Source organism: Crossiella sp. S99.2 (genome assembly GCF_023094165.1).
Taxonomy (GTDB): Bacteria; Actinomycetota; Actinomycetes; order Mycobacteriales; family Pseudonocardiaceae; genus Crossiella.
Genome location: NZ_JALMDK010000037.1, coordinates 1 through 1,753 on the forward strand (window position 1 = coordinate 1; position 1,753 = coordinate 1,753).

Consider the following 1,753-nt stretch of genomic DNA (forward strand, 5'->3'; position numbering starts at 1 on the left):
GACGACTCTGTTGGCGAATTGGATGGGGGTGTCGGCCGGGTGATCACCCGGGCTAACCTCGGTCAGCATGGTGCTGCGCCCACACTCACTGATGACCATCCCCGCCGAGACCGCCCGGGTGGCCAAGGCCGCGCACCGTAAACCCAGCCTGTGCATGCAGATCCGCGACACACTCGGCCCGGTCTTCACCGATGAGGACTTCGCCCCACTGTTCTCCCACCGGGGCCAGCCCGCCACCTCACCCGCCCGGCTGGCCCTGGTCCTCATCCTGCAATACGCCGAGGGCCTGACCGACCGGCAGGCCGCCGAGCAGGTCCGCGCCCGCCTGGACTGGAAATACGCCCTCGCCCTGGAACTGACCGACCCCGGCTTCGATTTCTCGGTGCTCTCCGAGTTCCGGGACCGGCTGATCACCGGAGCAGCCGAACAACGCCTGCTCACAGCACTGCTCACCCAACTACGGGAGCACAACCTGCTCACCCCGGGCGGAGACGCCCGCACCGACTCCACCCACATACTCAGCGCGGCCCGCACGCTCAACCGCCTGGAAAACCTCATCGAGACCCTGCGCCACGCCCTGGAAGCCCTCACCACAGCCGAACCGGACTGGCTGCGATCCTGGGTGCCAGATGAGTGGTTTGACCGCTACGGCCCCCGCCCGGATGCCTACCGGCTCCCGAAAACCGAGACGAAACGCCGCGCCCTGGCCACCCAGACCGGGGCCGACGGACAACAACTCTGGGACATGATCACCACCACGCCGGAGAAGGCCTACCTGGCCCAGCTACCCGCCCTGCAGACCCTGCGGCAGGTCTGGGTCCAGCAGTTCTACCGTGACCGGCACGGAAAGATCCGGCCCCGGGACCCGAAAGACCAGGGCACGCCCCCCGCCACGCTGCGCCTGGACACCCCCCACGACCCGCAGGCCCGCACCAGCGTCAAAGGCGACCTGCTCTGGCGCGGCTACCGGGCACACCTGTCCGAGACCTGCGACCCCGACACCCCGCATGTGATCACCCACGTGGCCACCACCCCTGCCCCGGTGCCGGATCTGGGCATGACCACCACGATCCACCAGGATCTCACCGAGGCGGCTCTGCTGCCCCGGACCCACCTGCTTGACACCGGTTATGTCGACGGCCAGACCCTGCTGACCAGCCGCCGCCGCGGAGTGGACCTGGTAGGACCGCTGCGCCCGGACACCAGCTGGCAAGCCCAGGCAGGCAAAGGATTCGACATCACCGGCTTCGCCCTGGACTTCGACCAGAACACGGCCACCTGCCCGCAGGGCAAGGCATCCAGCAGCTGGATCTCCCACGCTCGTCCCACCGGCTACACCGAGATCCACATCCGTTTCCCTGCCCGGGACTGCCGGGCTTGCCTGGTCCGCACCGACTGCACTCGCTCCAAGACGCGGGGCAGGCAGGTGATGGCGCGTCCCCGTGCCGAACACGAGCTTGTCACCGCGGCCCGCGCCGAGCAGGCCACGCCGCAGTGGCGGCGGCGCTACCACGCACGTGCCGGAGTGGAGGGCACGATCTCCCAGGCGGTGCGGGCTTTCGGGCTACGCCGGACCCGCTACATCGGGTTGGCCAAGACCCATCTCCAGCTGGTGCTGACCGCGATCGCGATCAACCTGGTCCGCATCGATGCCTGGCTCCGGGAGGTCCCGCACGGCAAAACCCGCATCACCCGGTTCCAGGCCCTGCGCACCGCCGCCTGACCACCCCACCAATTCGCCAACAGAGTCGTA

The 1,753-nt window shown here is 68.7% G+C and carries 1 protein-coding gene; it reads left to right on the plus strand.

Features of this window, described 5'->3' with window-relative positions:
* The first annotated feature begins 91 nt into the window (after positions 1–91).
* The gene (locus MZC64_RS47445) at positions 92–1,723 is read left to right on the plus strand and encodes an IS1182 family transposase (protein ID WP_247766269.1); all 1,632 of its coding nucleotides are present in this window, start codon (positions 92–94) and stop codon (positions 1,721–1,723) included.
* The last annotated feature ends 30 nt before the right edge of the window (positions 1,724–1,753 follow it).

Coding starts and splice junctions, on each gene's coding strand:
- MZC64_RS47445 (WP_247766269.1), top strand. CDS start 92: ATGACCATCCCCGCCGAGACCGCCCGGGTGGCCAAGGCCGCGCACCGT.